The 25,147-nt window shown below is 62.8% G+C and carries 25 protein-coding genes and 1 riboswitch; of the genes, 4 read left to right on the forward strand and 21 right to left on the reverse strand.

What is annotated here, in order from left to right:
* Window positions 1–95: 95 nt before the first annotated feature.
* The 11 genes from HFRIS_RS05475 to cyoA all read right to left on the reverse strand — a co-directional run bounded on the left by HFRIS_RS05475 (window position 96) and on the right by cyoA (window position 11,878).
* Window positions 96–797: an ABC transporter ATP-binding protein gene (locus HFRIS_RS05475; protein WP_006462258.1), complete on the reverse strand. Its 702-nt coding sequence runs from the start codon at window positions 795–797 to the stop codon at window positions 96–98.
* Window positions 794–1,570: an ABC transporter ATP-binding protein gene (locus HFRIS_RS05480; RefSeq protein ID WP_006462259.1), complete on the reverse strand. Its 777-nt coding sequence runs from the start codon at window positions 1,568–1,570 to the stop codon at window positions 794–796. Before HFRIS_RS05480 ends, HFRIS_RS05475 begins: the two co-directional genes overlap by 4 nt.
* Window positions 1,567–3,453, reverse strand: coding sequence for an ABC transporter permease (locus HFRIS_RS05485; protein WP_006462260.1), 1,887 nt, complete (start codon window positions 3,451–3,453; stop codon window positions 1,567–1,569). The genes HFRIS_RS05480 and HFRIS_RS05485 overlap by 4 nt, the downstream gene beginning before the upstream one ends.
* A 45-nt stretch (window positions 3,454–3,498) precedes the next feature.
* Window positions 3,499–4,698, reverse strand: coding sequence for an ABC transporter substrate-binding protein (locus HFRIS_RS05490; RefSeq protein WP_051110882.1), 1,200 nt, complete (start codon window positions 4,696–4,698; stop codon window positions 3,499–3,501).
* Window positions 4,699–4,864: 166 nt separating this feature from the next.
* Window positions 4,865–5,401, reverse strand: coding sequence for a response regulator transcription factor (locus HFRIS_RS05495; RefSeq protein WP_006462262.1), 537 nt, complete (start codon window positions 5,399–5,401; stop codon window positions 4,865–4,867).
* A gap of 142 nt (window positions 5,402–5,543) precedes the next feature.
* On the reverse strand, window positions 5,544–6,926 hold the full coding sequence (locus HFRIS_RS05500; protein WP_006462263.1) for an ATP-binding protein: 1,383 nt from the start codon (window positions 6,924–6,926) through the stop codon (window positions 5,544–5,546).
* Window positions 6,927–6,931: 5 nt separating this feature from the next.
* Window positions 6,932–7,777 (reverse strand): SURF1 family protein, encoded by an 846-nt coding sequence (locus HFRIS_RS05505; protein WP_006462264.1) that lies wholly within the window; start codon window positions 7,775–7,777, stop codon window positions 6,932–6,934.
* Window positions 7,774–8,250, reverse strand: coding sequence for a cytochrome o ubiquinol oxidase subunit IV (cyoD, locus tag HFRIS_RS05510; RefSeq protein ID WP_006462265.1), 477 nt, complete (start codon window positions 8,248–8,250; stop codon window positions 7,774–7,776). Before cyoD ends, HFRIS_RS05505 begins: the two co-directional genes overlap by 4 nt.
* Window positions 8,247–8,873 (reverse strand): cytochrome o ubiquinol oxidase subunit III, encoded by a 627-nt coding sequence (gene cyoC / locus HFRIS_RS05515; RefSeq protein ID WP_006462266.1) that lies wholly within the window; start codon window positions 8,871–8,873, stop codon window positions 8,247–8,249. Before cyoC ends, cyoD begins: the two co-directional genes overlap by 4 nt.
* On the reverse strand, window positions 8,866–10,869 hold the full coding sequence (gene cyoB / locus HFRIS_RS05520) for a cytochrome o ubiquinol oxidase subunit I (protein ID WP_006462267.1): 2,004 nt from the start codon (window positions 10,867–10,869) through the stop codon (window positions 8,866–8,868). Before cyoB ends, cyoC begins: the two co-directional genes overlap by 8 nt.
* 76 nt (window positions 10,870–10,945) lie before the next feature.
* Window positions 10,946–11,878 carry a ubiquinol oxidase subunit II gene (gene cyoA, locus HFRIS_RS05525; protein WP_039874527.1) on the reverse strand — a complete coding sequence of 311 codons (933 nt, stop codon included), beginning with the start codon at window positions 11,876–11,878 and terminating at the stop codon, window positions 10,946–10,948.
* Between the two features lie 160 nt (window positions 11,879–12,038).
* Between cyoA and HFRIS_RS05530 the strand changes: the two genes are divergently transcribed.
* Window positions 12,039–13,382 (forward strand): MFS transporter, encoded by a 1,344-nt coding sequence (locus tag HFRIS_RS05530; protein WP_006462269.1) that lies wholly within the window; start codon window positions 12,039–12,041, stop codon window positions 13,380–13,382.
* 102 nt (window positions 13,383–13,484) lie between these two features.
* Here HFRIS_RS05530 and HFRIS_RS05535 read toward each other — a convergent pair whose 3' ends face one another.
* Window positions 13,485–14,642, reverse strand: a complete 1,158-nt coding sequence (locus tag HFRIS_RS05535) for a zinc-binding metallopeptidase family protein (RefSeq protein ID WP_039874607.1) — start codon at window positions 14,640–14,642, stop codon at window positions 13,485–13,487.
* 162 nt (window positions 14,643–14,804) lie between these two features.
* Between HFRIS_RS05535 and HFRIS_RS05540 the strand changes: the two genes are divergently transcribed.
* Together HFRIS_RS05540 and HFRIS_RS05545 are read left to right on the forward strand one after the other, a co-directional pair.
* Window positions 14,805–15,101 (forward strand): YciI-like protein, encoded by a 297-nt coding sequence (locus HFRIS_RS05540; protein ID WP_006462271.1) that lies wholly within the window; start codon window positions 14,805–14,807, stop codon window positions 15,099–15,101.
* A gap of 82 nt (window positions 15,102–15,183) precedes the next feature.
* Window positions 15,184–15,257: riboswitch (Fluoride riboswitch) on the forward strand.
* A 92-nt stretch (window positions 15,258–15,349) separates the two neighbouring features.
* Complete coding sequence (locus tag HFRIS_RS05545; protein WP_006462272.1) at window positions 15,350–16,654, forward strand: voltage-gated chloride channel family protein; 1,305 nt, start codon at window positions 15,350–15,352, stop codon at window positions 16,652–16,654.
* A 65-nt stretch (window positions 16,655–16,719) separates the two neighbouring features.
* Here HFRIS_RS05545 and HFRIS_RS05550 read toward each other — a convergent pair whose 3' ends face one another.
* Both HFRIS_RS05550 and HFRIS_RS05555 read right to left on the reverse strand, forming a co-directional pair.
* Complete coding sequence (locus tag HFRIS_RS05550) at window positions 16,720–17,025, reverse strand: hypothetical protein (RefSeq protein WP_039874529.1); 306 nt, start codon at window positions 17,023–17,025, stop codon at window positions 16,720–16,722.
* Window positions 17,026–17,325: 300 nt separating this feature from the next.
* Window positions 17,326–17,604: a helix-turn-helix domain-containing protein gene (locus tag HFRIS_RS05555; RefSeq protein ID WP_006462273.1), complete on the reverse strand. Its 279-nt coding sequence runs from the start codon at window positions 17,602–17,604 to the stop codon at window positions 17,326–17,328.
* 273 nt (window positions 17,605–17,877) lie between these two features.
* On the opposite strand from HFRIS_RS05555, the gene HFRIS_RS05560 reads away from it, so the two are divergent.
* Window positions 17,878–18,744: a PPC domain-containing DNA-binding protein gene (locus HFRIS_RS05560; RefSeq protein ID WP_006462274.1), complete on the forward strand. Its 867-nt coding sequence runs from the start codon at window positions 17,878–17,880 to the stop codon at window positions 18,742–18,744.
* A gap of 54 nt (window positions 18,745–18,798) precedes the next feature.
* Here the strand turns inward: HFRIS_RS05560 and HFRIS_RS05565 are convergent, their stop codons facing one another.
* The 7 genes from HFRIS_RS05565 to HFRIS_RS05595 form a co-directional block, all read right to left on the reverse strand.
* A complete protein-coding gene (locus tag HFRIS_RS05565; protein WP_006462275.1) occupies window positions 18,799–19,080 on the reverse strand; it encodes a BrnA antitoxin family protein in 282 nt (93 codons plus the stop codon).
* Window positions 19,067–19,333, reverse strand: coding sequence for a BrnT family toxin (locus HFRIS_RS05570; RefSeq protein ID WP_006462276.1), 267 nt, complete (start codon window positions 19,331–19,333; stop codon window positions 19,067–19,069). The genes HFRIS_RS05565 and HFRIS_RS05570 overlap by 14 nt, the downstream gene beginning before the upstream one ends.
* Before the next feature lie 154 nt (window positions 19,334–19,487).
* A complete protein-coding gene (locus HFRIS_RS05575) occupies window positions 19,488–19,856 on the reverse strand; it encodes a response regulator (RefSeq protein WP_006462277.1) in 369 nt (122 codons plus the stop codon).
* 80 nt (window positions 19,857–19,936) lie between these two features.
* On the reverse strand, window positions 19,937–20,890 hold the full coding sequence (locus tag HFRIS_RS05580; protein WP_006462278.1) for a chemotaxis protein CheX: 954 nt from the start codon (window positions 20,888–20,890) through the stop codon (window positions 19,937–19,939).
* A gap of 34 nt (window positions 20,891–20,924) precedes the next feature.
* The gene (locus HFRIS_RS05585; protein WP_006462279.1) at window positions 20,925–21,539 is read right to left on the reverse strand and encodes a hypothetical protein; all 615 of its coding nucleotides are present in this window, start codon (window positions 21,537–21,539) and stop codon (window positions 20,925–20,927) included.
* Entirely contained in the window at window positions 21,536–22,261 is a 726-nt protein-coding gene (locus tag HFRIS_RS26000; protein ID WP_039874611.1) for a methyl-accepting chemotaxis protein, read from the reverse strand. Before HFRIS_RS26000 ends, HFRIS_RS05585 begins: the two co-directional genes overlap by 4 nt.
* A gap of 64 nt (window positions 22,262–22,325) precedes the next feature.
* Window positions 22,326–24,761: an ATP-binding protein gene (locus HFRIS_RS05595; protein ID WP_006462282.1), complete on the reverse strand. Its 2,436-nt coding sequence runs from the start codon at window positions 24,759–24,761 to the stop codon at window positions 22,326–22,328.
* Between the last annotated feature and the right edge of the window lie 386 nt (window positions 24,762–25,147).

The following is a 25,147-nucleotide window of genomic DNA, read 5'->3' on the forward strand; positions in this document are numbered from 1 at the left end:
CTGTTTTCAGGAGTTTGGACACAGGCAGGCTCAACGGTTCCCCCGCAATTGCAACAAGCGCGACGGTGCTTTGTTACATCCTTTTGAAGCCCTTGCTACAGGCCGGACTGCTGCTGATGAGCTTGCACCTGTTGGGGACTGCCGTGATGGAGGATACGGCCCTGATCGAGCAGGTAGGCACGGTCGCTGACCAGGCTGGCGAAGTGGGTATTCTGTTCGCACAGCAACACCGACATGCCGCGTTCCTTGAGCCGGATGATCATGGTCGCCATCTGCTCCACGATGACCGGCGCCACCCCTTCGGAAGGTTCGTCCAACAGCAGCAGGTGGGGATTGCCCATCAAGGTGCGGGCGATGGTCAGCATCTGCTGCTCGCCACCGCTCATGCGGCCACCCGGGCGTTCAGGCATGGCGCCCAGGTTGGGAAAGAGATCGAACACCGCCTGCGCTGTCCAGACCGGCGCACCGGCACGCGGTGGCTGGCGCCCTGCTTCCAGGTTCTGCAGCACGCTCAGTTCGGTGAAGATGCGGCGGTCCTCCGGGACGAAGCCCAGGCCCAGCCGCGCACGCTGATACGGTGCCAGGCGGTTGAGATCGCGACCGCCGAAACTGACCTTGCCACGCGTCCCCTCCAGCAGCCCCATCAAGGCCTTGAGGGTGGTGGACTTGCCGGCGCCATTGCGGCCCATCAGGGCCACTACTTCGCCCCGGCCCACCTCCAGGCTGACATCGAAGAGGATATGGGCGCGCGCGTAGAAGGCGTTCAGCGCCTCGACCTGCAGCAAGGCAGCGCTCATGCCGGGCTCCCCATATTGGCCTCACCGAAGCTGGCGCCGCTGCCGAAATAGGCCTCGCGCACGCGGGCATCGCGCCGCACCGACTCGGGTTCACCCTGGGCGATCAACTGGCCACGTGCCAGCACGATGATGCGGTCGGCAAAGGCGAAGACCACGTCCATGCTGTGTTCGGTGAACAGGACCGAGAGCCCGCGTTCGCTGACCAGGCGCCGCGTCAGGGCCATCAATTGCAGGCGCTCGCGGGGCGCCATGCCGGCGGTGGGTTCGTCCATCAACAGCAGCCGTGGTGCGTTGGACAGCGCCATGGCCAGTTCCACCCGCTTGATGTCGCCATAGGCCAGTACCCCGCAGGCACGGCGCGCCTGCGCTGCCATGCCGACCTGCTCCAGCAGCGCCATGGCTTCATCGCGCAGGCAGGAAGCCGCAGGACGCCACCAGCGCCACAACTGGCGCCGGTGCGAGAGCAAGGCGGCCTGGACGTTTTCCAGCACGGTCATGGAGCCGAAGGCGGCCGATACCTGGAAGGTGCGGGCCACGCCGCGCTGCCAGATGTGGCGCGCCGGCATGCCGGCGATGTCCTCGCCCGCCAGCAGCACGGCGCCGGCATCCGGGCGCAACTGACCGTTGATCAGGTTGAAGCAGGTGGACTTGCCGGCGCCATTGGGGCCGATCAGGGCCAGCATCTGGCCAGCCGGGAGTTCGAAAGACACATCATCCAGCGCGGCCACGCCGCCGAAGGTCTTGGACAGGTGTTGCACGTGCAGCAGGCTCATGCGCCCTCCCCCCGTCCGCGCCAGCCGCGCAAGGCACCCACGATCCCGCCCGGGAAGAGCAGGACCAGCAACAGGATCACCCCGCCCAGCAAGGCGCGCCAGTAATCGGTCTCGCGTGCCACCAGATCCTGCAGCCAGACGAACAGCGAAGCGCCGAGCAAGGGTCCGAGCAGGCTCTGCACGCCGCCCAGCAGCACCATCACCAGCCCATCGACCGAGCGTCCCACACTGGCCACCTCGGGAGAAATGCTGCCCTTGGAAAACGCGAACAGCACGCCCGCCAGGCCGCAGAACAGACCGGCCACGGCAAAGCCGCCCCACTGCAGGGCGCGCACATCCATGCCCAGCGCCTCGGCCCGCACCGGGGCGTCGCGGGCGGCGCGCAGGGCCAGGCCGAATGGCGCCTGCACCACGCGTCGCAACAGGTATACGCCCAGCGCGGCGCAGGCCAGCGCCAGGTAGTAATACGCCACGGGGGAAGCCAGCGCCTCGCCCGGGCGCAGACCGACCAGGCCATTGCTGCCGCCGGTCAGGTCATCCCACTGGAAGATGCCGGCCCAGACGATCTGCGCAAAGGCCAGCGTGAGCATGGCCAGGTATACGCCAGACAGACGCACGCAGAACCAGCCGAACAACAGGGCGGCCAGCATCGCCGTCAGCGCGCCGCTGAGCATCGCCAGCGGCAGCGGCCACTGCAGGCGCAGCGAGACCAGCGCGGCGGCGTAGGCACCCAGGCCGAAATAGGCGGCATGACCGAAGGACACCATGCCCCCCGGCCCCATCAGGAAATGCAGACTGGCGGCGAACAGCACGGCGATCAGGATTTCCACCATCAATACCGGCAGATAGGGGAAGCGCCCCGCCAACAGCGGCAGGGCCAGCAGCAACAGCAGCGATGCCAGCCCGGCCAGGCGCGCAACGCGCCCACCTGCTTCCAGCGGCGCGGCATGGGCCGCCGCCACGCGCACCGCCGCCAGCGGCTTGCCGAACAGACCCCAGGGGCGCAGCACGAGGATCACGGCCATCACCAGAAATTCGACCACCAGCGTCAGCCGCGAAAGGGAGAGGTCGAAGCCGAAGACCGAGACGTTGCCCACGGCGATACAGAGGGCCTTGACTTCGGCGATCAGCACCGCGGCCGCGAAAGCACCGCCGATGGAGCCCATGCCGCCGACCACCACCACCACGAAGGCGTTGCCGATGGTGTCCAGGTCCAGGGCCAGGTTGGCCGGCATGCGCGGCCCCTGCAGCGCGCCACCGAGGCCGGCCAGGAAGCAGCCCAGGGCGAATACGGCGGTAAACAGCCAGGCCTGGTTCACGCCCAGTGCGCCCAGCATTTCACGGTCCTGGGTGGCGGCGCGGATCAATGTGCCCCAGCGGGTGCGGTTGAGCAGCAGCCACAGCAGCGCCAGCACCAGCGGGCCGATGAAGATCAGCAGCAGGTCGTATTGCGGCAGGCGCCGTCCCAGCAATGGCACGGCCCCGCCCAGGCCCGGGGCACGCGGGCCGAACAGGTCTTCCGGGCCCCAATACCAGAGGGCGGCGTCCTTGATCACCAGCACCAGCGCAAAGGTGGCCAGCAGCTGGAACAGCTCAGGCGCGCGATAGATCCGCCGCAGCACCACGACCTCCACCAGCGCGCCGAGTGCTGCCACGATCAGGGCCGACAGCAGGACCGCGCCCCAGAAGCCGAGTGCGCTCGCGCCCAGCCGCTCCACCAGGCTATAGGCCAGGTACAGGCCCAGCATGTAGAACGAACCATGGGCGAAGTTGACGATGCGGGTGACGCCGAAGATCAGCGACAGGCCGACGGCCACCAGGAACAGCGCGGAGGCATCGGCCAGGCCATTGACCATCTGCACGGTGAGACTGGCCAGAGTCATGGCGTCACGCGCGGTCGCCGGAAGGGAAGATCACCACGACGACACTCAATCGGCCGGGCGCAGTTTCCTGACCTCGTCGTCGGGCAATTGCAGGCTGGCGCCGTCAACGTAGCTGAAGCTGGTCATGACGCCCTTGCCATCCTTGATGCCGGTGCGACCGACGAAGGCGCCCAGGGTGGACTGGTGGTCCTGCGGGCGATAGACGATGCTGGCCACCGGGGTGTCGACCTTCAGGCCGGAGAAGGCGGCGGCAAGCTTGTCGGCATCGGTGCTGCCGGCCTTCCTGATGCCGGCCGCGATCGACATCAGGGCGCTGTAGCCGACCAGTGAGCCGTTACGGGGGTAGTCATTGAATTTCTTGCGGTAGGCTTCGACGAACTTCTTGTGCTCGGGCGTGTTGATGGCGTACCAGGGATAGCCGGTGACGATCCAGTTCTGCGGGGCTTCGTTCTTCAGCGGGTCCAGGTATTCCGGCTCGCCGGTCAACAATGACACCACTTCCACATGATCGAACAGGCCGCGGGTATTGCCTTCCCGCACGAACTTGCCGAGGTCGGCCGCGAACAGTGCATTGAAGATGGCATCGGGCTTGGCGTCCGCCAGGGCCTGGGTCACTGCACCGGCATCGATCTTGCCCAGCGGCGGCGCCTGTTCGACCACGAACTCCACATCGGGCTGGGCCTGCTTCATGAGGGTCTTGAAGCTGGCCACGGCCGACTGGCCGTATTCATAGTTGGGGTAGACGATGGCCCAGCGCTTCTTTTTCAGCTTGACGGCTTCTTTGACCACCGAGGCCACCAGCATGTAGGTGGAGGGGCGCAGGCGGTAGGTGTACTTGTTGCCGTTCTGCCAGACGATCTTGTCGGTCAGCGGTTCGGCGGCGAGGAAGAATACCTTGTGCTGGCGGGCGTAATCGGTCAGCGCCAGGCCGGTGTTGGAGAGGAAGCCGCCAAACAGCAAGGCCACCCGCTCGCGGGCCATCAATTCCTCGGCCACCCGCACGGAGTCGCCGGGGTTGCCGTTGTCGTCGCGGGCGATCACTTCCAGCTTCTTGCCCAGCACGCCACCGGCGGCATTGACTTCATCGAGGGCCATTTCCCAGCCCCGACGGTAGGGCTCCAGGAAGGCCGGTTGCGCCTTGTAGCTATTGATCTCGCCAATCCTGATGGTCTCCTGGGCGCTGGCGGTGACGGTGGCACTGGCGCCGGCCAGGGACAGGATGGCGGCACTGGCCGCCCACAGGATGTTGCGCTGGAAGTCGAACTGGAAGTTGAACTGTTTCACGTCATTCCCTTTTGATGAGATGGCCTTGCCTGGTCTGCGGGCGCCATGATAACCACTGCTGCCCTGGTCTGGCGCTGCCTGGGTAGCTGCTTGAATGCTTGCTGATGCTTGCTGATGCTTACTTGGCTTACTTGACCCGCTGCTTCTCCAGCTTGCGCGCCAGGGTACGGCGATGCATGCCGAGTCGGCGGGCGGTTTCGGAGATGTTGAAATCGGTCTCCACCAGCACCTCGTGGATGCGCTCCCATTCCAGGGTCTTGATGGAGGTGGCGCGGGCCGGCAATTCAACTTCGGAGGCGCCGGCCACGTGGCCGAAGGCGGCTTCGATGTCGTCGGTATTGGAGGGCTTGGCGAGGTACTGGCAGGCGCCCAGCTTGATGGCTTCCACCGCCGTGGTGATGCTGGCAAATCCGGTGAGGACCACGATCAGCATGTTCTCGTCGTGGGCATGCAGCATCTGCACGCAGGCCAGGCCGGAGGCATTGCCACCGAGCTTCAGGTCGACCACGGCATAGCCGGGCTGGTGTTCCTTGAGATGAGCCGCCGCCTCTTCCTGGCTGGCGGCGAGCAATACGGTGTAGCCACGGCGCTCGAAGGAGCGCCCCAAGGTGCGTGCGAAGGCGGCATCGTCCTCGATGATCAGGAGCAGGCGATCAGCCGGCATGTACATTCCCTATTTCTTCTATCTGCTTTCCCAGGGCGCTATTGTATGTCGAGACGGCGCCCGGCATGGCAGCGAGCAAAAGAAAAAGGAATGATGGCAGTCAAACGCCCGGCGGGCGCGGCTTGCGGCACATTGCGGCACATCAAGCGCCGGTCGGAAAATCCGGTGCCACACTGCCCGGCGCAACCTCGGGCGGGCTTTCCAGGCTGATGGCCGACAGCGGCAGCTCCAGCGTGACACAGGCACCCCCACCACTGCGATGGCTGGCCCAGACGCGTCCGCCCAGCTTGCGCGCGACGTTGACCACGAAGAAAAGGCCCAGACCACGACCCGGCTTGCCCTTGGTCGACTGGTAGGGCTTGCCGATCTGGTTGATCATCCACTCCGGGAAGCCCGGCCCCTGGTCGGTCACTTCCATCAACAGCAGATCGCCCTCGCGCCTGACTTCCAGCGCCAGCCAGTGCGGCGAGACCTCGAAGGCATTGTCCAGTACGTTGCCCAGCATCTGCTTGATGGCCGAGTCGAAGGCTACCGGCACATCCTGCTCGATCAGGTTGCGGTACTGGAATACCTCCACCGGGCGCGTCTTGCGCCAGTCCTCGGCCACGCTGTCGAGGAAGGTGTTGAGGGTGGTCTTGATCGAGGATTCGCCACGGGCCTGACCCGCCGAGAGCAGCACGCCGCTAACGATGGATTTGCAGCGCTGCAGCTGGGCTTCCATTTCGGCGATGTCGTCCAGCATGTCCGGGCGCTGGCTGATCTCGGGCATGCGCTTCCAGTCGCCGAGGATGACCGAGACGGTCGCCAGCGGCGTGCCCAGTTCATGGGCGGCGCCGGAGGCCAGCAAGCCCATGCGCACGATGTGGTCTTCCTCGGCGGCACGCTGGCGCAGGTCAGCCAGCAAGGCGTCGCCGGCACGCAGGTTGCTGCTGATGCGGGTGATGAAGAACACCATCAGGCCGGCATTGAGCAGGAAGCAGATCAGGGTACCTTCCACATACAGGCTCAGCAGGCCGGCATTGTGGTCCGGCGGCAGGGCCAGCGGTTCGGAAAACAGCGCCAGCCCGGCCAGGCAGACCATGGTGACACCGACGATGGCCCAGCTCGACCAGGGCTTCAGGAGCACGGCCGAGAGGATGATCTGCATCAGGTAGAGGAAGGCGAAGGGATTGGTGATGCCGCCGCTCAGATAGAGCTGGAAGGTCAGCACCGCCACATCCACCAGCAAGGCCAGGAACAGTTCGGCGTTGGTGGCGATGCGCCGTTCATGCCAGCGCAGGTGGCTGGCGATGTTGAAGGCGATCAGGCAGGACAGCACCTCCAGCATGTGCGGCAGCGGCAGGTGCAGGTCGAACACCAGCACCACGAAGGCGATGGTGGACACCTGCCCCAGCACCGCCAGCCAGCGCAGCTGGATCAGCAGCAGCATGTTCTGGTGGCCGGCCGGGTTCTGCTCCCCCTGGCGCAGGCGCTGCCAGCGCTCGCGCAGGGTCTTGCGCTTGGCGAAGGTGTCGGCGGCGGTCATGCGTGTCAGCCCTTGGAGCGGGCTTCCTGGATGCGCTGGCGCCAGCGGCGCTCATCGCGGATCACCCAGTAGCCTGCGCCCAGCGACATCAGGGCCAGGGCATACCAGGTCAGGGCGTAGACCAGGTGGCTGTTGTGGAAGGCGATGACGGTCAGGCCACCGACCGGTTTCTGCGCGTCCGGTGCCACGGCGGCGTTGGCTTCGGCCGAAGGCTTGTCGGCATCCACGAAGTACGGCGCCACACCCGACAGGCCACGCGCCTGGGCGATGGCCTTGACGTCGCGTGAATACCAGCGATTCTGGGCTGCGTCATTGCTGCGCAGGAAACCACCACCCTGCTCGCTCATGCGCAGTAGCCCGACTACTTGTGTGCTCTGGCCGGCCGGTGCATCGGCCAGGCCGTTGGCATCCAGCTTGAGCGGCGAGACGTTGACAAAGCCGCGATTGACCAGGACCAGCGTGCCATCGGCCAGCTGCAAGGGCGTCAGCAGCCACGCACCGCTGCCCAGGTCGGTGCTGGCCTGCACGGCCACGGTCTGGCTGTAGAGGTAGCGGCCGGACAGGCTTACGCGGCGATATTCGTCACGTTCGGCCGAGACCTGCGGCCATTCCTGGGGGCCAGGGGCGGGCACGGGTGCAGCATGCACGCGGGCATCGACCTTGGCGATCAGGTCCAGCTTCCATTGCAGGCGGTAGACCTGCCAGCTTCCCAGCGCGGCGAAGACCAGAAAGAAAAATCCCGCCAAAAGGGTCAGCAACAGCAGGCTGGCCTTTGTGCGGGATACCGGAGCGGCTTGCGCCGCTCCGTTTTCTTTGCCCTGCTTCACGCCTTGATTCGGCGTCGGGCTCATTTCGATTGGGCTGCGCCGTGTTGCATACCCTGCATGCCCTGCATCGATTGCGGGACAGTTTCGGTCGGCATGTTTTCCGGCGACATGGTCGGCATCATGTTGTGGTTCAGGTGATACATGACCCACAGCGAACCGGACAGGGTGATGACCACGATGACGATGGTGAAGATCATCGCCAGCATGTTCCATCCACCTTCGGACTTGCCGTTCATGTGCAGGAAGTACTTGATGTGCACCACGATCTGCACGGCCGCGAAGGCCAGCAGCACGATGCCCAGCGTGGCCGAGCTGGAGATGGACTTGTTCATCACCATCCAGAACGGGATCGCGGTCAGGATCACGGCCAGCACGAAGCCGGTGACGTAATCCTTCATCGTGCCGTGGGCGGCGTGGTCGCCATGACCATGACCGTGGCCATGGTCATCGTGGTGGCCCATCGGACGGGCCGGGTGTTCTTGGTGGCCGCGGCTCATGGCAGGACTCCCATCAGATAGACAAAGGTGAAGACACCGATCCAGACCACGTCCAGGAAGTGCCAGAACATCGACAGGCACATCAGACGACGGCCGTTGGCTTCGGTCAGACCATGCTTGTTGATCTGGAACAGCAGCACGATCAGCCAGATGATGCCGAAGGTGACGTGCAGACCGTGGGTACCGACCAGGGCGAAGAACGAGGTCAGGAAACCGCTGCGGGTCGGGCCGGCGCCTTCGTGGATCAGGTGCAGGAACTCATACAGCTCGAAGTAGATGAAGCCGGCACCCAGCAGACCGGTGATGACCAGCCAGATGATGGTGTTCTGCTGCTTCTTGGCCTGCATGGCCAGCATGGCGAAACCGTAGGTGATCGACGACAGCAGCAGCAGCGCGGTGTTCAGCGCCACCAGCGGCAGGTCGAACAGCTCGGCGCCGGTCGGGCCGCCTGCGTAGTTGCGGCCGAGCACGGCATAGCACGCAAACAGGCAGGCGAAGATCAGGCAATCGCTCATCAGGTAGATCCAGAAGCCCAGCAGGGTGCCGTTCTCCGGATGGTGATGGCGGACGAAATAGCGCGAGCTAGGCGTCGCGTCGGCCGTGTGGTTGATTGCTTCAGACATGGCTATTCAACAGACGTGTGCGCTCTGCTTCGACACGGACGACTTCGTCGGCCGGGATGTAGTAGTCGCGGTTGTAATTAAAGGTGTGGATGATGGTGGCGGCAACCAGTACGACGAAGATTGCCACGGCCGGCAGCCACATGTGCCAGATCAGGGTGAAGCCCAGCACTGCCGACAGCGCAGCGATGATGAAGCCGGCACCGGTGTTCTTGGGCATGTGGATTTCCACGAAGTCACCCAGCGGACGCTGATACTTGTTCTTCTTCATGTCAGCCCAGGCGTCGTTGTCATGCACGACCGGGGTGAAGGCGAAGTTGTAGACAGGCGGCGGCGAGGAAGTCGACCATTCCAGGGTACGGGCATCCCACGGGTCGCCGGTGACGTCGGCCAGCTTCTTGCGATCGCGGATGGAGACGGCGATCTGCATGATGAAGGAACCGATGCCCAGAGCGATCAGACCTGCACCCAGTGCAGCGACCACGAACCAGATCTGCAGCGACGGGTCGTCGAAGTGGCTCATGCGACGGGTCACGCCCATCAGGCCCAGCACGTACAGCGGCATGAAGGCCAGGTAGAAGCCCACGAACCAGAACCAGAACGAGCACTTGCCCCAGAACTGGTTCAGCTTGAAGCCGAAGGCCTTCGGGAACCAGAAGTTGATGCCGGCGAACATGCCGAACACCACGCCACCGATGATGACGTTGTGGAAGTGAGCGATCAGGAACAGCGAGTTGTGCAGCACGAAGTCGGCAGGGGGAACGGCCAGCAGAACGCCTGTCATGCCACCGATGACGAAGGTGATCATGAAGCCGATGGTCCACAGCATCGGCACTTCGAAGCGGATGCGGCCACGGTACATCGTGAAGAGCCAGTTGAAGATCTTGGCACCGGTCGGGATCGAGATGATCATCGTGGTGATGCCGAAGAACGAGTTCACGCTGGCGCCCGAACCCATGGTGAAGAAGTGGTGCAGCCACACCAGGTAGGACAGGATGGTGATCACCACGGTCGCATAGACCATGGAGGTGTAGCCGAACAGACGCTTGCCGCTGAAGGTCGAGACGATTTCAGAGAACACGCCGAAGGCCGGCAGCACCAGGATGTAGACCTCGGGGTGGCCCCAGATCCAGATCAGGTTCACGTACATCATGGCGTTGCCGCCCATGTCGTTGGTGAAGAAGTTGGTGCCGAAGACGCGGTCCAGCGACAGCATGGCCAGCACGGCGGTCAGCACCGGGAAGGCTGCCACGATCAAGACGTTGGTACAGAGCGAGGTCCAGGTGAAGACCGGCATCTTCATCATGTTCATGCCCGGGGCGCGCATCTTGACGATGGTCACCACCAGGTTGATGCCGGAAAGTAGTGTCCCTACCCCGGCCACCTGCAAGGCCCAGATGTAGTAGTCCACCCCCACGTCAGGGCTGTACAGGATGCCCGACAGCGGCGGGTAGGCCAGCCAGCCGGTGCGGGCGAATTCGCCCACGAACAGCGAGGCCATCACCAGCAGTGCGCCGAAGGTGGTCATCCAGAAGCTGAAGTTGTTCAGGAACGGGAAGGCCACGTCGCGCGCACCGATCTGCAGGGGCACGACGTAGTTCATCAGACCGGTCACCAGGGGCATGGCCACGAAGAAGATCATGATCACGCCGTGGGCGGTGAACACCTGGTCATAGTGGTGCGGCGGCAGGAAGCCGGCGTTGTCGCCGAAGGCGATGGCCTGCTGTGCGCGCATCATCACCGCATCGGCAAAGCCACGCAGCAGCATGACGATGGCCAGCACGATGTACATGATGCCGATGCGCTTGTGGTCGATACTGGTGAACCAGTCGCGCCACAGCATGCCCCACAGGCGATATTTGGTGAGCAGGCCCAGTACCACTATGCCGCCCAGCGCCACCATGGCGAAGGTACCGATCAGGATCGGCTCATGGTATGGAATCGCTTCCAGACTGAGGCGACCGAAGATCAGCTTTATCAGGTCAAAATTGTCAGACATCTTTACTTCCCGGGGAAAAAGGAAATTGGGGCGCAGCGGTGTTCTGCTGCGCTGATACGGCTACCAGGCAAGGAAATCATTCAGCCTTTTGCTGGCCCGGTTTCACGTTCAGGTCGGTGGCCATCATCTTGTCCATGCAAACCGTGTTGGCAGCCACGCAGCGGTTCACGATGGCGTGGAACAGGTTCGGCTCGACGCTGCCGATCAGGCGGGCAGGATCGCGCTCGCTGGGCTGTTCCAGTTTCAGGTACTCGGCACGGTCCAGCTTGCTGGAGTCAGCCTTGGCCTTCTGCACCCAGGCGTCGAAGCCAGCCTGGTCCAGGCCGTGGAACTTGAAGCGCATGTGCGAGAAGCCGGCGCCGCTGTAGTTGGCGGAGAAACCGTCGTACTCGCCGGCCTTGTTGATGACCGCGTGCAGCTTGGTTTCCATGCTCGGCATGGCGTAGATCTGGCCGGCCAATGCAGGGATGTAGAAGGAATTCATCACATTGGACGCAGTAATCTTGAACTGGATGGGAACATCCACCGGCGCGGCCAACTCATTGACAGTAGCGATGCCTTGTTCCGGATAGATGAACAGCCACTTCCAGTCCAGCGCCACCACTTCCACCACCAGCGGCTTGACCTGCGGAGCCAGCGGACGCTCGGCGTCGATACGCGAGAGCGGACGGTACGGGTCCAGGGTGTGGGTGGTGATCCAGGTCAACAGGCCCAGGGCGATGATGATCAGCAGGGGGGCACCCCAGATGACCAGCTCCAGACGGGTCGAGTGATCCCAGTCCGGCTCGTAGGGAGCAGAAGTGTTGCTCTTGCGATAACGCCATGCGAACAGCAGCGTCAGGATGATCACCGGAACGATGATGAGCAACATCAAGGCGGTCGAGATGACGATCAGGCGCGCTTGCTGGTTAGCGATGTCGCCGGAAGGATTCATCACGACGGTGTTGCACCCAGCCAACAAAAGCGCAGGAAGCAGGAGCAATCCGCGACGAAGGATTTGAGAAACCATGAAGGAAAATTCCAGTCGTATGTATCAGAGCGTGGTAATGTAACGCCAATAAAGTGTGTTGGCGATTGGACGTTTTGTCCCACCCTGTCAGCTGCCACCTGCCAGGATGGGATTAGTAGTACGTACTGCGACTAAACCTCTAACAGTGGGAGACAAAGCCATGGCAAGCACCAGCATCCACAACAGTCAAGGTTCGGGTGAATTCAGACCGCAATCGGACCAACCTTCCACTTCCCACGACCACGCCAGGATCGAACCCGGTGAAATCGCCGTCGGCGTGGTCATCGGACGAGCGTCCGAATACTTCGATTTCTTCGTCTATGCGCTGGCTTCGGTGCTGGTGTTCCCGACCCTGTTCTTCCCCAACGATCCGAAACTGGAAGGCACGCTCTACTCCTTCGTGATCTTCTCCTTCGCCTTCCTGGCCCGCCCCATCGGGACCACGATCTTCATGGCGATTCAAAAGCACTACGGCCGAGAGGTGAAACTGACGCTGGCGTTGTTCATGCTCGGCTTTTCGACTGCGGGCATTGCCTTGTTACCAACTTTTGATCACATTGGCGTCTGGGCGATCATCTTGCTCTCGCTTTTACGAGTTGGTCAAGGCCTGGCGTTGGGTGGCGCATGGGATGGCCTGCCTTCGTTGCTGGCGATGAACGCTCCGGAGCACAAGCGTGGCTGGTACGCCGCACTGGGCCAACTGGGCGCGCCGCTGGGCTTCGTCGTGGCAGCCAGCCTGTTCGCCTACATGCTCTCCAGCCTGACCACGGCCGATTTCCTCGAATGGGGCTGGCGTTATCCGTTCTACGTCGCCTTCGCCATCAACGTGGTCGCCCTGTTCTCACGCCTGCGCCTGGTCTCGACGCCGGAATACGCCAAGCTGCTCGATGAACGCGAGCTGGAACCGGCCGGCGTGGTAGAGCTGGCCACCACCCAGGGCCGCAACATCATCATCGGCGCCCTGGCCGCGCTGGCCAGCTATGCCCTGTTCCACCTGGTGACGGTGTTTCCGCTGTCGTGGATCAAGCTGTATTCGCTGCGTGAAGCCGCCGATTTCCTGGTCATCCAGATCTGGGGCGGCCTCATCATGGCGGTGGGCATCGTGGTGTCGGGCCTGGTCGCGGACCGCTTCGGCCGCCGCAACACGCTGGGCTCCATGGCCTTGCTGATCGCCATCCTCTCCGCCTTCGTCCCGAGCCTGATGAATGGCGGCGAATCGGGCCAGAACACCTTCATCCTGATCGGCTTTGCCCTGCTGGGCTTGTCCTACGGCCAGGCAGCCGGCGCGGTGACCGCCAACTTCAAGGCCCGCTATCGCTATACCGGCGCGGCCTTGACTTCAGATCTCGCCTGGCTGGTCGGCGCCGGTTTCGCACCGCTGGTGGCATTGGGATTGTCGGCCCACTTCGGCATGGCCTACGTGAGCTTCTACCTGCTCTCCGGCGCCGTAGGCTCGCTGGCTGCGCTGAGCCTGAACCGTGCACTTGAAGCCAGGGAGGACTGAACCATAGGACCAGGCCGCAATAGCGGCCCGCCCAAAGAAAAACCCGGAAGCTGCTTCCGGGTTTTTTTATGGCTGCGCGCCCGAAGGCCGCATGGCAATGCACTATGCCGCCTGCTCCTGCACCGCAGCCATGCCCGCCTTCCGCTTTCCATTGACGACCTCATGAACGAAGCGCAGCTTTTCCAATACCGGCGTGGTCAGGGTGAAAGGATAGGAATCCGGCATCCCGATGCTGCGGTTCAGACTGTTGAGCACATAGGTCAGCGCAAACCACTCCCGCGCCAGTTCGTCGAACGAGCCCGCCGCCACTGGTGGCGCCTTGATCACCAGCTTCTGCTCGCCCTCATGACGCGGCCGCAGCTGCACGCCGCAGGCATAGGCCGTCTCCAGGGTATCGAACATGTGGAGATAATGCGCCCAGGTCTCCGCCCAGTCCTCCCAGGGATGGCTGCTGGCGTAGGCGCTGACGAAATGTTGATCCCAGTCCGCGCGCGGACCGTTCTCGTAATGCGTTTTCAGCGCCTCGCCATAGTCTTGACGCTCGTCACCGAACAGCTCCCGGAACGGCGCCAACCACTCCGTGGGCGCAACCAGCCGGTCGAAATAATAATGACCACTCTCATGCCGGAAATGCCCCAGCAGCGTGCGGTAAGGCTCGGCCATCTGCTCCCGCGCCTGCTCCCGATAGGCGGGATCGGCCTCGGCGATGTTGATGGTGATGACACCGTCGGCATGCCCCGTCAGCACCCGTTCACCATGCGGCAGATCCTGCATGAACTCGAAGGCCAGCCCGGCCTCTTCATCCTCCATCTTCGGCACCGGCTGCAACTGCAAGGTCCACAGCGAATGCAGCAGGCGCCGCTTGGCCGTTTCCAGGCGACTCCAGAGCACGCGATTATTGCCCTCCTCCAGATTGGGGATCACCCGCGTCAGACGGCATGAGGCGCACAGCTCATGAGGCTCACGCTCGTCCAGCATCCAGTTGCAGATGTTTTCACGCCAGTAGTTCAGGCACTGCTTGAAGACCCGCCCTTCGTTCTCCGGCCTGACGCTGCGCCAGCGCCCGGGGCCAGGTTCGGCCACCGCCTCCGCTGCCTCCGCTGCCACCTCACCATCCACCGGCTGTACCGGCTCCAGCGGCGAAAAGCTGGCAATGGCCTGCAATTGCGGCTGATAACCCAGCATCCAGCCGCAATTCCCGCAGACCGTGTTCTCAAAAAAGACCTGCATTCCACAATTGTCGCAATGAAAGGTTTTCACCGGTGCTCCCCTGTTATTGGTCATGGCCACGACCGCACTGGTCGCGGTGGTCAGGCGTTTGAAGGACAATTCGCCGATACGTTCCTGCAGCTTAAATGTTTGCCAAGTGCAGGCTTCTTCAGCGATGCTATCCACCTTTTCCACGCAGACCGGAGCCCCGTCATGCTTTACCTGCTCAGCTATGAATTCGTCGGCGACTACCTGGAACGCCGTACCGCCCTGCGCCCCGCCCACCTGGAGCTATGCCGGCAAGCCGTGGCCCGCGGCGAAATGCTGGCCGGCGGCGCTGTCGGCAATCCCCCGTCCAGCGGCCTGTTGCTGTTCCAGGGTGCGGCCCGACATGCCGAAAACTTTGCCGCCGCCGATCCCTATGTCACCCAGGGTCTGGTCACGCGCTGGCAAGTGCAACCGTGGACGGTGGTGGTCGGCATCCCGGAACTGGTGCCGGACCCGCTATAAGGCCCGGATTGAGCGATAAGGATCGCGAAACATCAACCCCGATAGACATTATGTTGTCGATCTGACGCAAACTTGTTACCATCGGCGTCAAGGAGATGGCATTCCTCCTCAAACCGCCACCAACATCATGTTGGGGCTGATGATGCCTACAGTGACCTGGCGACCCAGGGCTGTAGGCGCGCACCTTCATCTTTCATGCGCTTCCTGCGCTCCGTGTTTCCAGGCTGGTTCACTATAATCCTGGCAACATGAAACATTACAAATACCCCGAACAGCTCTATCTGCTGCCCTACATCGTCAAATGGTGCCTGATCGCCTGCCTGATCGCCGTACTGGCAGGCTCGGCCTCCGCCTTTTTCCTGTTCTCGCTGGAGTACGCCACGCAATGGCGCCAGGGTCATCCCTGGATCATCTGGCTGCTGCCCCTGGGTGGCTTTATCGTGGGCTGGCTCTATCTGCACACCGGCAAGCCGGTCGAAGCCGGCAACAACCTGCTCATCGATGAAATCCACGACCCCAAGAAGGTGATCCCCCTGCGCATGGCGCCACTGGTGTTGTTCGGCACCGTGATGTCGCACCTCTTCGGCGCCTCCGTCGGGCGCGAAGGAACCGCCGTGCAGATGGGTGGCGCGCTGGCCGACCAGCTCACCCACCTGCTGCGCCTGCGCACCGAAGATCGCCGTATCCTGCTCATGGCCGGCATCAGCGCCGGCTTCGCTTCCGTCTTCGGCACCCCGATGGCCGGCGCTATCTTCGGGCTGGAAGTGCTGGCCATCGGCCGCATGCGTTATGACGCCATCCTGCCCTGCTTCATCGCCGCCATCGCCGCCGACCAGGTCGGCCTGGCCTGGGGCGTGCATCACACCCACTACCTCATGAGCGGCAGCGCCCCCGTCGCCTTATGGAGCGTGGCCGCCGTGATCGCTGCTGGCGTGGTGTTCGGCCTGATCGGTATGGTCTTTGCCAACAGCACGCATCGCCTGTCAGCCTTCATGAAAAGCCGCATCGCCTATGCGCCGCTGCGCCCCTTCGTCGGTGGGCTGATCGTGGCGCTCGGGGTATGGGCCATCGGCACCGATCGCTACATCGGCCTGGGCATTCCGGTGATCGTGGAAGCCTTCCAGCAGCCGCTGGCACCCTGGGATTTCCTGGGCAAGATGGTCTTCACCGTCACCTCGCTGGGCACAGGCTTCAAGGGCGGCGAAGTCACGCCCCTGTTCTACATCGGCGCCACCCTCGGCAATGCCCTGGCACCGCTGCTGCACCTGCCCTTCTCGATGCTGGCCGGCATCGGCTTCGTGGCCGTCTTCGCCGGTGCGGCCAATACGCCGATTGCCTCCACCATCATGGCCATCGAATTGTTCGGCCCGGAAATCGGCCCGTTTGCAGCGCTGGCCTGCGTGGTCGCTTACCTGTTTTCCGGCCATACCGGCATCTACCACGCGCAACGGGTGGGCTGGGCCAAGCATGGCCTGCTGCCCAGGGGATTGAAGATCGGAGAAGTCAGGGCCTACAAGGCGAAGAAATCGGCTGAGCCGACCAACGAAGGCTGATCGGCGAGACTGCATTGCAGGTATTGGTGAGGGGGCAACGGAGTGCTGCCCCCTTGGATGCGGCGTTACAGCGGCTTCACCGTATTGGCCACGTCGATATCTTCTTCAGCGACCCTGGCCAGCATCTTGCTGGCGGTGATCGCCAGACGCAGCAGAGTCCCCCGGTCTACTTCCGACAATAGCGGACGCTCGTCGACTGCCTCGATTTCGCTGTATTCGATCAGGGACAGCAACGTGGCGACACCTGTGCCGACATCCTGAGCGTATTCAGCAAGAACCTTCTTGCGGGACGGTGGAACCTCGGCGTTGTGCCAGGAAAAAGGCTGAAAAGAGGGAGATTGGGATAACGCGGGCGAGTGAGGATTAAGCATATTGCCTCCTGGGGTGACGGGTATCACCCACCATTCCATCGCCAAATGGAGGTGGCGGGCACAAGACAAGGTTGGCGAACCGGCACACCCGCGCCGCCGGCATACCCGAAGGTATCCCTGCCAAGGCCCGCCATGGTAAGGACGTGCTCAGGCATCGGACGTAAAAAAGCCGCCAAAAAGAGGCGGACGTCCGCGCTAGGTGTATTCGAGTCGCCAAACTCGATCCCATATTTTTTTGATGGGATGAGGGAGACTAGCAAGCATAAGAAGGTAACGTCAAGGCACAGCTGCAATTGCCGCTCAGAACTGCAATTGCTCCTTCGTGATACCCAAGGCCGCCGCAATCCTTGAAATCGTGGATGTTCTCGGCCTCAGGGTCTTCTCATATTTTGCATAGAGCGCCTGGCTAATCCCGAGGCGTTGCGCGACGACCGCCTGTGTCAGCCCCAGATGCTCGCGCCATGCCTGTATCGGCGTCAAGCCGTCCATGGTCGCACCCACTACTTCATTGGGAATCCGATTACCCTCCCCGCCGTAACGTGGAGTCCGGATCATTTGAATGTAGTTAGCGCCCTTCATCTCGCCTCGTCATGTTCTGGAAAGTTGTCTCATCAAGGCCAAATATAGCCACGCCGCGACTTCTGGGCAGATAAAGCTGACTTCAGGAAGAAATTCTCGTCACTTCCACTACTGAGCAATTGAACATCCCACCCGGTGAAACACCTTCCGGTTAAAAACATTCACCAGCAATCCCACGCAGAACGCAGGATAATTCACCACACCAGCCGCCTACGAACCGGCTATCCGACGGCCCACCAAAGCCGCGCCCTGACACCTTACCCAGGAGACCGCATGCCCACCCCGCAAGCCTTCGCCCGTACCGTCCGCCATCCCGGCCCGCCTGAACCCGAACGCATCGTCAGCCTGGAAGGCCAGGCCATGCAGCTTGATTTCACCCTGGAGGCGGGCCTGAGCCTGCGCGACGCGATCAGCATCCCGCTCTCGCGCGCCGGGCTCGATGGCGGTACCGTGCGCTTTTCCAATCTGAAGATCGCCGCGCTGCACTTCCTCATGCCCGCGCTGGCGGTGGATGACCAGCATGCCGCCTTCTACAGCGCGCCGCATGCGATGGAAGAAGGCACCGTCATCGAATACGCCTGCGCCACCTATGGGCGCAAGGACGGCGAGCCCTTCGTGCATTGCCACGCCATCTGGCGTGGTCGCGACGGCCAGCGTCAGGGCGGCCACCTGATGATGGAAAAGACCATCGTCGGCCAAGCCGCACCGGCCCAGGCCTGGGGTTTGCACGACGCCACCATGGCCACGCGCTACGATCCGGAAACCAATTTCACCCTCTTCTACCCCACCCGCCTATCGGACCAGGCCGTCGTCGCCACCGGCAAGCGCGTGGTGCTGGCCCGCATCCGGCCCGACCAGGACCTGACCCTGGCCGTCGAGCAGGCCTGCGCCGCCCACGACATGCGCAACGCCATCGTGCGCGGTAGCGTGGGCAGCATCATCGGCGCCGAGTTCGAGGACGGCCGCGTACTGGATGACCGCGCCACGGAAATCCTGATCCGTGCCGGGGAAGTGCGGGATGGCATCGGCCGCCTGGATATCGGCCTGGTCAATCCGCAAGGCCAGGTCTGTGAAGGGGTGCTGGCGCGGGGCTGCAATCCGGTGCTGATCTGCTTTGAGCTGGTGCTGGAAGAGCAGTGAAACTACACGAGCAGTGAAGGCAGACGCGGTCGCGCCATCAATCACCGACCATGGTCATTGGTGTTGTGTCAGCCATTCGCGCAGGGCACCGTTCATGCGGCTTTGCCAACCATCGCCGCCGCGCTTGAAGGCTTCGACGATATCGACGTCGAAACGCATTGTGACCTGCACCTTGGAGCCGCTACCTGCGGGTCTGCCGCGTCCCCGTGCAGGCCGCAACGCAGCCAGTTGGGCCGGACTCAACGGCTGTGCATCGGGATCGGACAGCGCCGCAGCGGTGATCTGCGCGTCTTCCGCGGGGGTGGGCAGGATGGTGCCCTGTTTAAGCTTCGGCATATCGATCAATCTCCCTTTTGTTCGCTTTGCGCAGACTGATGATCCTCCTGGCAAACGCGCGTTGCACATAGACCACCACATGAAGTCGCAGACCGATGTAGGCGATCGCGATTTCCCGCTGTTCGCCGTAGTCGATTCTGTCATCAAGCGTGATCAAGGCGCTCTCCCATTCGATAGCCGCGGCTTTTGCGAGCGAAACGCCATGTTTGTGTTTGTTGATGGCGTCTTTATGGGGATCGAACAGGATTTCCATTAATTATTGTAGTTACATTTAATCAGCTTTTACAAGGATTATTTGTAGCTATATTTAATCGGAACCGGGTCTGACAAAAACAATTCGGCCTGCATTGCAGGCCGAATTGTTTTTTGGTGTTTCGCGGGAGGACTTCAGCGATGCAGGAACAAGCTTATGCCCCCACCAGCTTCTTGAAAGTCGGCAGCACTGCCTCCCCCTTGAAGGGTTTGACGATCCAGCCCTTGATGCCGGCGGCCTTGCCGCGTTCCTTCATGATGGGCGAGTTCTCGGTGGTGAGCATGATGATGTTCACGCTGGCATTGCCCAGTTCGCTGCGGATCTTCTCGGCCATGGTCAGGCCGTCCATGTTGGGCATGTTCACGTCGGACACCACCAGCTTGATGGCCGGGTCGCCCTTGAGCTTGTTCAGGCCGTCGCGGCCATCCACGGCCAGCGCCACGTCCAGGCCGTTCTTCTTGAGGAAGTCGCCGACTTCGGCGCGCACGGTGCTCGAATCGTCCACTACCAGGATTTGTGCCATGTTGAATTCTCTTTCACTAAGGTTGTGTCAATGAGGGGATGAGGGAAATGAGGGGCGCAATCTTCGCCGCGGCAGCCAGGTCAGAACAATTCCAGCTCGCCCGATTCGAACAGTTCCTCCACCGAGGTCTGGTTCTCGCGGAAATCCTCGGGCGACCAGGACAGGTTGAAGATGAAGCGCTGCAGCAGCACCAGCGGCACGCCGTCGTCCCGGCGCAGCACGTACTTGAAGCACAGCTGCGCATCGTCCGAGCCGAAGGAGATGTAGCGATGCTGGTGGTTGATGATGATGGGCACCTGGCTCAACTGCTGGATGGGCTGACTCTGGTTGATGAAGCGGTTCTTGAACCAGCCCCAGATCAGGTTGGTCAGTTCGCCCAGGGCATTGTTGAGTTGCCGGAAATCGTCAGCCGCTTCCGGTGCCAGCGCCTGCAGGGTCTTCTGCTCGGCCTGCAGCATCATGTAGCCACGGCACCAGCTGCTCTCCAGCGGGATCAGGGTGAAGACTTCACCGAAGATGATGCGGTCACGCACCAGATAGGGCTGGTCGATCTCCACCTGCATGCCGGGGAACTGGCTCTCCAGCACCATGCGGCTGATTTCGGCGATACCACGCACCAGAGCATTGGGGTAGCGCTGGCTGAAGATGGAGGCCGCCACGGCGGGGGCCAGGGCTTCGATGTCGTCGATGCGGTAGACGGCGCTGAAGAGTTCGCTGTCGCGCTCGGCCAATGGCGTATCGGCGCTTTCACGGCGGCGGCGCAGGAAGAGGGGCAACTCCGGGCGCACCTCGCGGATGCGGCGGGCCAGGCCGCGACCGCCCTCGCCCAGACCGGCCAGGCTCTCCGAGAGCATGATGCCGCCCAGGTCGACGTTGCTGCGCAAGACCGCCATGACGTGTTCTTCATGCGCCTTCAGGCCGACCAGCTGATGCCGTTCGCAAAAGGACTTGATGGTGTCGTAGCAGTCGGCGTCACGGTCCAGGACCAGGACCTTGCTGGTGATGGTGTTGTCGAGGCTGGCGCTGGCTTGCATGATGGTGTGGGTTCCCCGGATCGTTGATGGAGGTCTAGAACAGTTCGAGTTCGCCGGTGGTGTCTGCCTGCTCTTCGGCCGACACGGCAAAGTCCAGCCGGTCATAGGCCGATACGCAGAGCGAGACATGCAGCCGGGGCGACTGGTCGATGTCGATGGCAAAGTGGCGCACATGGGCGTGCCTGAGCTTGTGCAGGTAGTGCAGGCACTGGGTGTCGATGACGTTGGGCGTGGACATGCCCAGGTGCGGGAAGAAGCGCCCCAGCTCGCGATTGAAGATGCCGCAGCACAGGTTGCCGCACTCGGCCAGCGCATCCATGAAGGCCTGCTCGCCCTCTGCCCCCACCTCAGCCGCACCGTCACCCGCGAGCCGCGCAAAGTGGCCCTTGGTGGCGGCGTCCGGCGTGAAATGGAACATCACCATCAGGCGGAACAGGTAAGAGGAAATGGTGAGTACCACCATCTTCTTTTCCGCCAGATCGTCCACCTCGACGGCGGTGATCACCGCATCGGCGCCGGAGGGCACCAGGCTGCCGCGCAGGGCTTGCTGCAACAGGGTGTCGAAGCCGTCGCGGGCACTGGCGCTGATGCGCTCCTCGGCGATGCTCTGGGCCACGGCCTGCAGCTCGTCCATGTCGTGGGCGCTCATGCCGCCTGGGCCAGGGTTTCCCTGGTCTTTTTGTTGATCAGGTCCAGCCCGATGACGGCGCCCATGATCATCTTGCCGCCAGCCTGCAGGTCCTGGAAGGTGGTGGTGGTGATCAGGTCGTTCTGATACAGGTTGGCGCGGTAGCTCTTGGAGAGTTTCTCGGCCCGCTGCGCCAGGTCGCGCACCTCCTGCGCCACCACGGCGAAGCCGCGCCCGTGCACGCCGGCACGAGCGGCCTCGATGGAAGCATTCAGGGCCACGATGATGACCTGGTTCACGATCAGGGCGAACTCGTCGTTCATGCGGTGCATGTCGCGATTGTGGGTGATGAGTTCGTTCATGTCGTCGTGCCAGCGCTCGAAGGTCCGCACCAGGCCTAGCAGCTTGCCGATGGTGTCCTGGGAGGCGTCGCAGTTCTGCATCACGCGCGAGAGGCTGTCGGTTTGCTGCTGGTTGAGGCGGGCCAGCATGGCCTCGCTCTCGTGACGCATCTCGGCCATGTGGCGCTCGGCGGCCAGTTGCTGCTGTTCCAGTTGCTGCTGATGGGCGGCCCACTGCTCTTGCTGCTGCGCTAGCGTCGCCAATGCCTGGTCGCGGGCCTGCTCCAGCTGGCCGGCATCGAACAGTTGCCCGACGCGACGCTTCTGCCGTAGCCACAACCAGGTCATCGGCAGGCCGGCCAGGGCGGCGCCCAGCGCCACCAGGAGGATCGAATTGAACATGCTCATCCGTTTTTTTGCTTCCGCGTTTGCTTCTCGTGCTTGGGTGCCCGATGCCGGTCGGCCCTCAGGCCACCTGGGGATTGCCGTCCTGCGGCGGCAGCGCGACCGGCACCGTCGCCACCTGGCCGGCCACCGGGTAAGGCACGTCGATGCCATCCACTTCCACCGCCACGCTCTCGGGCAGCATCACGATGATCTGGAAGGGGCGGAAGGCGGCGCCTTCGTTGGTATCGGCAAAGCGGATCTCGATCTTCCCATGTTCGCGGGTGACAAAGTCCAGCACCGCATCCATGCCCACGCCACGACCTGAAACGTCGGTCACTTCGCTGCGGGTGGAAAAGCCCGGTTGCAGGATCAGGCGGGCGATCTCGGCGTCCGACAGGGCTTGATCCACGGTGATGAGTTGCTTTTCGATGCCGATCTGGCGCACCTTTTCCAGCGCCAGGCCACGGCCGTCGTCGGATAGCGCCAGCTGGAACATGTCGTCCATCACGCCCGTCTCCAGCTTGATGGTGCCGGTCTCGGGCTTGCCCTTGGCGGCCCGCTCCTGGCGCCCTTCCAGGCCGTGATCCATGGCATTGCGGATCAGGTGCATGAACACGTTCTGCAGCAGCGGCGCGGCAAAACTATGGACCACGTAACCGTTGTCCTCGATGTCCACGACCGGTGCCGCCTTGTCCAGGTCGGCCGCCAGCGCCGGCAGCGAATCGGTGATCGGGGCCAGCACGTCGGCAATGGTTTCGGTGCCCAGCAGGCGCAGGGTACGGCGCACGTCGTTACGCACGGCCACCAGTTCGTGCAGGTTGGCGGTGTTGACGTTTTCCAGGCGCTGCAGGCTTTCCTGGATGTGCTTGCGGTCGATGGTCAGGACCTGGCGCTCGTAACCCGGCAGCACCTGTTCGCCAGCGCTGGCGGTGCTGCTGCCCCGACCCAGGGTCACCTCATTGATGCGGGCGTAGCGGTCGATGAACTCGCGCACCTGGGCCAGTTGCTGCAGCAGTTCCTGCTGGTTCCACACGGCGCCGCTGGCCGGGTGGCGCAGGTCGTCGTAGTGCTGTTCGGCGTGGTGCACCACGTTGGCCAGGTGCAGCAGGCCATAGGTGCGGCCATTGCCCTTGATGGTGTGCATGTTGCGGAACAGCTTGGCGATGGCGAAGGCGGTCGCTTCCGGGTTCTGGTGCACGATCTGCTCGTTCTCGTCCAGGAAGCGGCGCGCGCTGCCGATGAACTCGGCAAACTTGGGTGCAGCCACCGCCAGGATCTCGCCGATCATTTCCAGTTCGCGCTTCTGTTCGTTGGCTTCCGCCGCCAGCTGGCGCAGCTCGGTCACGTCACGCACGCACAGCATCAGGCGGATGACCGTATCGCTCTCGTCGGTGATGGGCGACCAGGACAGGTCCAGGATCTTCTTGCTGCCGTCGGCCATGGTCTTTTCGATCTCGCCCACCATCAGGTGTTCGTTGAACTCGAAGTTCATGACGTCTTCGCCGATGCAGGCGCCGCCGATGGCTTCGATCTGCGACAGCGTATCGGCGCCCAGGTTGGTATTGGCAAAGACCAGTTCCATCACGTCGCGGCCGGCGATGTCGGTGGTCTCGAAGACGGTTTCGAGGAAGGCCGAGTACTCCGGGTGGATACGGTTGCCGTCGACGATGGTGAGAATGCCCTGCGGGATGTTCTGCAGCATGGCCTGCATGTCGGCGGTCTTCTGGCGCACCTGGGCCGAGGCTTCTTCGATCTTCTCCACCATGCCGTTGAAGGCGACGATGGAATGACCCACCTCATCCATGCGCTGCACCGGCAGACGACGGGTGAAATCCTGGCTGGTGGCGATCTCGCCCATCATCGCCGCCATGCGGCTGATGGGGCCGGTGATCTGGCGATACAGCAGGAAGCCGATGCCCCCCAGCAGCAGCACGGCCATCACCGTGACCACGCTGATGGTGGTGGTGGTCTGGGCCAGTTTGCCGTTGAGCGAGGCGATGGCATTGTCCTTGAACCGGTTCTTTTCGATGCGCAGGGTGTTGACGATGCCTTCCAGTTCGCTCTGGTACTGCATCACGCCGCCGAAGAACTGCGCCTGGGCGATCTCGTTCTTGCCGGCCAGCTTGAACTTGGCGGTGGTGTCGATGGCGCCGAAGTAGTTGTCCAGGCTTTCCCTGGCCTGCTCGATCAGGCCACGCTGGGCGACGCCTTCAGCCTGCTTGGCCTGGGCCGCCAGGGCCTGTTCCAGCACGGCCTTCTTTTCGGCCAGCTTGTCGTTTTCCTGCGCGACCAGCTGGGTATCGCTCTCGGTGACCATCACCATGGCCGCCAACTGTACGTCCTTCAACTGCCCCATCAGGTCGGACGAGGCCAGCACGCTGGGCATCACGCCTTCGGTGACGGAACGGACCTCGACGGCGCTGCTGCGCGACTGGTACATCGCGTAGCCACCGATGCCGGCAATGGCGACGAAGGTAAGTATCACCAGGAGCGTGATACGCATGCGGATGGTCATGGAATTCCCCTTGAGATGGCGGTGAACCGGTGTTGTCATTTGTTTCACATTCGTCCCTGGAACATGAACAAATGAGCGACCGGTCTGGATGCGGGGCGCATTGTTGCATTGAAGTATTACTGCTACGTGACAATCCATTTGTGACAAGCGGCGCAGGAAATAGCTCGCATTCAGGCCGCGGCTGCCAGTGAGAAGGCCGGTCTCAAGCGGCAGGAGATACCTCCCCCCGCGACACGAACTGAGACAGCGTCTTCCTACAGCAGCTTGGGGAGCTGTCCGATGTTCCGATGGCGGGCCATGGCCTATCGTTGGCTATCGTCAGGCTTTGGCATCCTGGTTCTACCCTGGTCTTCCTGGTGTTCAGGCTGCCTGCCATCCACCATTTC

The sequence above is a fragment of the Herbaspirillum frisingense GSF30 genome (assembly GCF_000300975.2).
GTDB lineage: Bacteria > Pseudomonadota > Gammaproteobacteria > Burkholderiales > Burkholderiaceae_D > Herbaspirillum > Herbaspirillum frisingense.